General features: G+C 73.5%; 6 protein-coding genes. 1 reads left to right on the forward strand and 5 read right to left on the reverse strand.

Translation table 11 applies throughout. The features are described from left to right. Window positions 1-28: 28 nt before the first annotated feature. Window positions 29-646: an LOG family protein gene (locus tag BGN98_RS11175; RefSeq protein ID WP_005051679.1), complete on the forward strand. Its 618-nt coding sequence runs from the start codon at window positions 29-31 to the stop codon at window positions 644-646. 124 nt (window positions 647-770) lie between these two features. Here the strand turns inward: BGN98_RS11175 and BGN98_RS11180 are convergent, their stop codons facing one another. The 5 genes from BGN98_RS11180 to allB form a co-directional block, all read right to left on the reverse strand. Next, a complete protein-coding gene (locus BGN98_RS11180) occupies window positions 771-2,075 on the reverse strand; it encodes a Zn-dependent hydrolase (protein WP_288121434.1) in 1,305 nt (434 codons plus the stop codon). Then, a complete protein-coding gene (locus BGN98_RS11185) occupies window positions 2,072-3,382 on the reverse strand; it encodes a pyridoxal-phosphate-dependent aminotransferase family protein (protein ID WP_288121435.1) in 1,311 nt (436 codons plus the stop codon). The genes BGN98_RS11180 and BGN98_RS11185 overlap by 4 nt, the downstream gene beginning before the upstream one ends. Beyond that, window positions 3,379-4,962, reverse strand: coding sequence for an AtzH-like domain-containing protein (locus BGN98_RS11190; RefSeq protein ID WP_288121436.1), 1,584 nt, complete (start codon window positions 4,960-4,962; stop codon window positions 3,379-3,381). The genes BGN98_RS11185 and BGN98_RS11190 overlap by 4 nt, the downstream gene beginning before the upstream one ends. 358 nt (window positions 4,963-5,320) lie before the next feature. Then, the gene (locus tag BGN98_RS11195) at window positions 5,321-6,430 is read right to left on the reverse strand and encodes an acetamidase/formamidase family protein (protein WP_005051673.1); all 1,110 of its coding nucleotides are present in this window, start codon (window positions 6,428-6,430) and stop codon (window positions 5,321-5,323) included. Further along, complete coding sequence (allB, locus tag BGN98_RS11200; RefSeq protein WP_288121471.1) at window positions 6,427-7,872, reverse strand: allantoinase AllB; 1,446 nt, start codon at window positions 7,870-7,872, stop codon at window positions 6,427-6,429. Before allB ends, BGN98_RS11195 begins: the two co-directional genes overlap by 4 nt. Between the last annotated feature and the right edge of the window lie 68 nt (window positions 7,873-7,940).

Raw genomic sequence — 7,940 nt, forward strand, 5'->3', positions numbered from 1 at the left:
GGAAACACGGGCGGATTAGCGTCTGGTCATGTCGCGATTCACGGTCACGGTCTTCTGCGGATCCTCCCCGGGCTTCGACCCGGTCTACGTCGAGGCGGCGCGCGCCGTCGGCACGGCGATCGGCCGCTCCGGCATGGCGCTGGTCTACGGCGGCGGCCACGTCGGCCTGATGGGCACGGTGGCGGATGCCGCCCTCGCCGCCGGGGCGGAGGTCACGGGCATCATCCCGCGGGCGCTGCAGGCGCGCGAAGCCGTCAACGAGGATCTGACCGAGCTGATCCTCGTCGACACGATGCACGAGCGGAAGATGCTCATGGCCGACCGCGCGAACGCCTTCCTGGCCCTGCCCGGTGGCCCGGGAACGCTCGAGGAGCTCACCGAGCAGTGGACGTGGGCACAGCTCGGCATCCACGACAAGCCGGTGGGACTGCTCAACGTCGACGGGTACTTCGACCCGCTGCTCGCGTTCGTCGCGAACATGCGCGACCGCGGCTTCACGCACCCCCGCTACACCGACATGCTCGTCGTCGCGACCGAGGCCACTGAGGCGCTGGCACGACTGCGCGACTACGTACCCCCCGCGCGCACCGAGGCCTCGCCGGGCGCCGAGATGACCGGCGCGATGGCGTTGCCCGTGCGCCCCTGAGCACGGTTGCGGACCGCGTCCGCGTCCGCGTCCGTGAGACACCGGTTGCGCACCGACGCACCGGTACACAGACCGTGTTTCGGTGCACAGGCGGTGTCTCGCGGTCGGAGGACGCGACGGCGGGTCAGATCCGCTCGGTGCCGCGCAGCAGCACGGCTTCGGCGAGGGCGCGGATGCCGTGGGCCACGTCGCCCGCGGAGACGGACTCGTCCGGGTGATGGCTGATGCCGTCGGGGTTGCGCAGGAACAGCATGCCGACGTCGGTCACCGCTCCCAGCGACATGCCGTCGTGGCCGGCGCGGCTGAAGATCACGGGCGGGGCGTCCGACCGCGGCGGAAGGGTCGCGCGGATGCCGCCGGCCACCACGTCCTGCAGGAGCGGCGCACAGAACACCGCCGGAGCGCTGTGCACCTCGCGCGAACGCCAACGCAGGGCTCGCCGGCCCATGATCTCGTCGAGCTCGCGTGCGAGCGCATCCCACACGCGGTCGCGCTCGCCGTCGAACTCGCCGCGCAGGTCGAGCGAGAACTGCACCTCGCCCGGGATCACGTTGACCGCGCCGGGGAACGCCTCGAAGCGCCCGACGGTGCCGACGATGTGGTGCTCGGCCGAGCAGATCCGCTCCACCGCGAGCGCGGCCTCGCTCGCGCCCAGCAGCGCGTCGCGACGCATGTCGTAGGGTGTGCCGCCGGCGTGGCGGGCCTCACCCTCCACCACCAGCTGGAACCGCCGCGCCGACGCGATCGACGAGACGACGGCGAGGGGCTCCCCGGCCCGGTCCAGCTCGGGACCCTGCTCGATGTGCGCCTCGAGGTACCCGACCAGCTCATCGGGCCGACGGGCGGCCTCGCCGACCCGCCCCGGGTCGAGCCCGAACTCGAGGAACGCCTGGCGAAGGCTCACACCGTCGGCATCCGCCAGATCCCACCACGCGTCGCTCCACGTGCCGGCGACGGCGGAGGATCCGAGCAGCGCCTTGCCGAACCGGGTGCCCTCCTCATCCGAGAACGCGACGACCTCGATCGCGAACGGCAGCGGCACGGTCCAGCCGTCACCCGTGCCCTCGCCCGCCGGCACGCGCAGCAGACGCACCACCTCCAGCGCCATCAGCACCCCGGCGATGCCGTCGTAACGCCCGGCGTCGAGCACCGTGTCCAGGTGCGAGCCCAGCATCAGCGCGGGAGCCGCCGGATCGCCGATGCGGCCGACCTGGTTGCCCGCGGCATCCTGCCACGTGCGCATGCCCAGCTCGCGCATCCATTCCGCCGCCAGCCGGTTGACACGGGCGTGCTCGGGCGAGAGGTAGACGCGCTCGATGGATGCCGCATCCGCGCTCACCCGCGCGAGCTCCTCACACCGCGCCATCACGCGGCGCGCAGCGGTCGCGATGACGTCGGGCGCGGCGCGCAGGAGGGATGCCGAGCTCACGCCGTCTCCGCCGACACGGCGACGGCCGCACCGGTGCGCGGCGCGTGCAGCAGCGCCGGGGCGGCGGCGAACACGTCCGCGGCGGCCTCGACGCCCCCACCGGCCGGAACCGCGGCCCCGAACCGGCGCAGCACGCTCTCGAGGGCGGCGAGGGTGGTGAGCACGGCATCCTTCCGGGCGTTGTAACCCATGGTGCCGATGCGCCACACCTTGCCGTGCAGCGGCCCGAACGACGTGCCGATCTCGATGCCGAAGTCCTCCAGCAGGGCCGACCGCGCGGCGTCGCCGGGAACGCCCTCCGGGATCTCGACCGCCACGACGTTGCTCATCTTGTGCGCGACGTCGCCGAAGACGACGAGGCCGAGCGCCTCGACGCCGGCGAGCATCGCACGACCGGCGAGCTCGTGGCGGGCGATGACGCCGTCTCGGCCCTCGAGCAGCAGCAGCCGCGCGCACTCCCGGGCGCCGTAGAGCATGCTCGTCGCCTCGGTGTGGTGGTTGAGTCGGCGCGGACCCCAGTAGTCGAGGATCTGCCCCAGGTCGAAGTAGTTCGAGCGCACGAAATCGGCCGACGACTCGTCGCCGGGCTCGCGGATGCCCGCCTCGACCTTCTTCCGCGAGCGGATCACCTCCACGGCGCGTGCGCTGAGCGTGATCGGCGACGATCCGCTCGGACCGCCCAGGCACTTCTGCAGTCCGGCGGTCGCGGCATCCAGCCCCCACGCGTCGGCCTCGAAGGCGTTGCCGCCGAGCGATGCGGTGGCGTCGGAGTAGAAGAGCACCCCGTGGCGACGGCAGATCTCGCCGATGTCCTCCAGCGGCTGCAGCATGGTGGTGGATGTATCGCCCTGTACGAGGGCGAGGAGGTTCGGCTTCACCCGGGCGATCGCCTCCTCGATGACGGATGCCGGGAACACCTGACCCCAATCGGTCTCGATGGTGTGCACCTCGGCGAGCGCCCGCTCGGCGATCTCGGCCAGCAGGTGTCCGAACCGGCCGAACACGGGAACCAGCACCCGGTCGCCCGGCTTCACGAGCGAGACGATCGCGGCCTCGATGCCGGCACGGCTCGTGCCGTCGACGAGCAGGGTCGCGTCGTTGCGGGTGCTCCACACCCCGCGATACAGCTCCTGGGTCTCGGTCATCGTCGCCGTCATGAAGGGGTCGTACTGACCGACCAGCGGCGCCGACATGGCGGTCAGCACACTCGGGTAGGCCGAGATGGGGCCGGGGCCCATCAGCAGCCGCGCGGGCGGGGCGATCGGGCCGGGGAGGTTCGTCGGGCCGGGCGAGGAGGTGCTGCTCATACGGATTCCGTTTCGGTGATGCGGGCGTGGAGGGCACGGCCGAGGCGCACGAGGGCGATGTCGGTGCCGGCGCGCGAGACGAGGCTGACGCCGACCGGTGCGGGGCCGCCCGCAGCGTCGACGGTGAGCAGGGGCACCGACAGGGCGGGCAGGCCGCCGACGGCGGCCGGGGTCGTCAGGCGGAGGGTGTCGGTGCGCACGGCATCCACCTGCGCACCCGTGGCCGAGCGCGAGGGCGCCAGCCCGGGCACCGTCGGCAGCAGCAGCACGGCGTCGCGGACGAGCGCGTGCAACGTGTCGCGGAGGGGTTCCAGGGCGGCTCGGGCGGCGGACTCGTCGGCGGCGGTGACCGCGGCGGCGGCGCGGAAGCGCGCGGCCACGGCGGGTCCGGTCGAGCCGGGGTGGGCGCGCAGCCAGTCGCCGTTGTTGCGCCAGGCCTCCGCACCCTGCACCGTCCGGAACGGCACGAGGTAGTCGTCGAGGTCGCCGAGCGAGACCTCCTCGACGGGCAGAGCGGATGCCGCGAGCATCGCCTCGAAGGCCGCGCGCGTGGCCGGCTCGGCGGTGGCGAGTGCTTCGATCGGCACCCGGAACCGCCAGGGGAGGTCGTCGGCCGAGGCCCCGAAGACGGAGTCGGTCGAGTCGGACCCGTCGTAGCTGAGACACCAGTCCGCGACCGCCTGCAGCGTGGCGCCGTCTCGGGTGAGCCACCCGACCGTGTCGAAGCTCTGCGCGAGAGGCAGCAGCCCCTGCCGCGGCACGAGATCGTGCGTCGTCCGCAGGCCCCACAGGCCCTGATACGACGCCGGCACGCGCACGGAGCCGGCGGTGTCGGTCGCGAGGGCGATGTCGGCGTGGCCGAGCGCGACGGCGGATGCCGGTCCGCTCGACGAGCCGCCCGGCAGGGCGCCCGGCACCGCGGCGTTCGGCGGGGTGCCGTAGTGCGCGTTGTCACCCGCGATCGAGTACGCGAATTCGTCGGTGCGGGCGATGCCCCGCAGCGACGCTCCGCCGCGCAGCAGGTCGCCCACCGCGGGGGCGCTGGTGGTCTCGGCGCGGGCGGAGTCGAGGTAGGTCGGGTTTCCCGCACCGATGCGATAGCCCTTGATCGCGAAGAGATCCTTCACGGCGACCGTGAGGCCGGACAGCGGCCCCTCCCATGCGCCCTGGTAGAGCGGGTCGCCGACAGTCCGCCAGATCGAACGGTCGAAGGCCGCCGAGCGGGGGGTGACGTGCGCGGCCGTGATGAGCCACCGCCCGTCGATCTGCTCCCACACCTGGGTCTGCAGGCCGGTGCCGCCCGCCGCGAACCGGGAAACGGCGACGATGAGCGCGACCCCCTCGGCGAGCGGCCGGTACTCGACTCGCTCGATGGTGCGAGCCGACACCCCGCCGCGGGCGCCGCGGAACGCGCTGATCGCGTCGTGTCCGACCAGCAGCCCCGCGCCATCGCCGCGGAGCGTGCGGTCACCGGGAGCGAACGCGGCATCCAGGGCGTCGAGGTCATTCGTCAGGATCGCCCGCTCGTACGCCTCGAACGCCGCGCGCAGCTCGTCGGGCATGGTCTGAGCCGCGGTCACGGGCGCCCGCCCCGGTTCATGGCCCCGCGTGCACAACTCCGGAGTTGTCGTCCCGGACGGCCGAAAACAGCCCGGGACGGGCCCGTGGCCACCGAATCTCCGGAGTTGTGAACGGCGGCAGCCGGGCGGGCAGCGGCGGCAGCCGGACGGGGAACGGCGGCAGCCGCGCGGGCAGCGGCGGCAGCCGGGCGGGGAGCGGCGGCAGCCGGGCGGGGAAGGGCGGCGACCCCGCGTGCACAACTCCGGAGTTGTCGTCCCGGACGGCCGAAAACAGCCCGGGACGGGCCCGTGTCCACCGAATCTCCGGAGTTGTGAACGGCGGCGCGCGGAGGCGGCGACATGCCGCGGCGGCGGACGGTCACGAGGCGTCCTCGCCGACCAACCAGGCCGGGCGGACGGCGGCGAAGTCCGCCTCGCGGATGCGGGCGTGCACACCGCAGACGATGTCGACGACCTGCGAGATGTCGAAGTCGGTCGCGGCCGACAGGTACGCGTAGGCCAGGTGCTCGGCCATGCCGTAGCGCGCCTGCAGCAGATCGAGCGCGGCCCGCACGGCCTTGCGCATCGCCTCGTCGAGATCGACGTCGAGCCCCGTGGGCACGAGGTACTCGTCGGTGCGGACGAGCGGGCCGGTCACCTCGCCGAACGACGCGAGCGCCTCCGCGCGCGGCACCACGTCGAAGCGCAGCGTGGCGCGCAGCGACGCCTCGAGCGCGGTCAGCGCGACCTCGCCGTCGCCCTGCGCGAAGTGCGGGTCGCCGACGTACGCCAAGGCGCCGGCCACCTGCACCGGCAGGTACAGGACCGCGCCCTCCACGAGCAGGTTGATGTCGATGTTGCCGCCGTGCGCGCCCGGGGGAACCGAGTGGGGGCGCTCGTCGCCCGCGACGGCGACCCCCATCGTCCCGAGGAACGGGGCGAGCGGGAACCGCACGACGCGCTCGCCCCCGTCGACCAGGGGCAGGATGCCGCGACCGTCCGACACCGGCGTGAACACGCTGACGTTCTCGGGCCCGCGCGGGAGCACCCCGACGAGGGCCCCCTTGCCGTGCCGGTTGGAGATGACGCCGTACGGCACGCGCGGGGCCAGGTCGACGACGGTGATCTTCAGCAGGTCACCGGGGTCGGCCCCCTCGACGAAGATCGGCCCGGTGACCACGTGCGGCCCGTCGAGCGCGGCGTCGCGTGCGACCGTCGCGGCGATCTCGATCGCGTCGGTGAGCACGTGTGCGGCCGGCACCCCGTGGCCGGTGAAGTACCCCAGGGGGTCCTGGCCCTGATCGGGCAGGATGCCTTCGTGGCTGACGGTGTCGATCGTCACCGTCTCGCCGGCGGCGATTCTCAGCACGGGCGCATCGGCGGCGCACGGCAGCCGTCCCCAGAGCACCGTCTCCGGGGATGCCGGGAGGTAGTGCGCGCCGGCGATTCGGCCCGATCCGGGTTGCAGGATGTCGATGGTCTCGGTCATGATGTCGCTCCTTCGCGCATCGGGTGGGCTGCCGTCGCGGGCGCTGCCCCGGCATCCGCACCGGCCAGCAGCTCGATCCCCGGCCGGGACCGCGCATCGTCGTCGCCCGCACGGTACACGACGGTGCCGCCGACCACGGTGGTCACGACGGCGCCGCGCATGGCGCGACCATCCCACGGTGACAGCTTGTGCCGGTAGAGCAGGCGGTGCGCGTCGACGGTCCACGACCGTTCCGGCGCGAAGACGGTGAGGTTCGCCCGTACGCCCGGCGCGATGACGCCGAGTCCCGGCATCCCGGCGATGCGGGCCGGTCCGGTCGTGAACAGCGGCAGCAGGCTCTCCAGCGGGATGCCGCGGCGCGCTGCCTCGGTCCAGACGCTCGCGAAGCCGGTCTGCACGCCCGCGATGCCTCCCCACGCCAGGCCGAAATCGCCGCCCCCCGCGGTCTTCAGCGCGAGAGTGGCGGGTGAGTGGTCGCTGACGATGGCGTCGATCGTGCCGTCGAGCACGCCCTCCCACAGCAGGTCCTGGTTGGCGCGACCGCGGATGGGCGGGCAGCACTTGAACGCGCTGGCCCCGTCGGGCACCTCTTCTGCGGACAGGGTGAGGTAGTGCGGGCAGGTCTCGACGGTGAGGCGGACGCCGTCGGCCTTCGCCGCACGGATGGCATCGAGCGCCTGTCCGTCGGCGACGTGCACGATGTGGGCGCGGGCGCCGGTGGCGCGGGCCGCGTCGATGACGGCGCCGATCGCCGCCTCTTCGCTCACCGGTGGGCGGCTGCGCAGAAACGTGTCGTAGTGACGTCCGAGCTCTCCCGCCGGCCCCGCGCCGACGTCGACGGCGGCCTCGTGCAGGTGCGCCTCGTCTTCGGCGTGCGCGATGAGCAGGCCGTCGAAGGCGGCGATCTCGGTGAGCGCGGCGTGCAGGCCGGCACGGTCGAGGTGGCCGAACTCGTCGATGCCGCTCGGCACGAGGAAGCACTTGAAGCCGACGACGCCGGCGCCGGCGAGGTGGCGCAGGCGGCCGAGGTTCTCGGGGACGGCGCCGCCCCAGTAGCCGACGTCGACCGCGAGCTTGCCCGCGGCCGCGGCCCGCTTGGCGGCGAGCGCCTCGGGCGTGGTCGTGACGGGCACCGAGTTCAGCGGCATGTCGAACACGGTCGTGATGCCGCCCGCCGCGGCCGCGGCGGTGCCGGTCGCGAAACCCTCCCAGTCGGTGCGCCCCGGCTCGTCGAGGTGCACGTGCGAGTCGACGAGTCCCGGCAGCAGCACCTCGTCGGCGCCGAGCACGTGGAGGTCGGCGGATGCCGCGGCATCCGCTTCCGCCGAGCGCCCGGGCCGGGTGACCCCGGCGATCACGCCGTCGACGATCCGCACCTCGGCGGGGCGGAACGCCCCGTCGATCCAGGCGCGTTCGGCGCGGATCACGCTCACATCTGCCACAGCATCGCCTCTCGTGCCCTCGGTTGCGGATGCGGCGTCATCGCGGCGTCCGAAGACACGTCCGACGC

It is taken from the genome of Microbacterium sp. 69-7 (assembly GCF_001897985.1).
Taxonomy (GTDB): domain Bacteria; phylum Actinomycetota; class Actinomycetes; order Actinomycetales; family Microbacteriaceae; genus Microbacterium; species Microbacterium laevaniformans.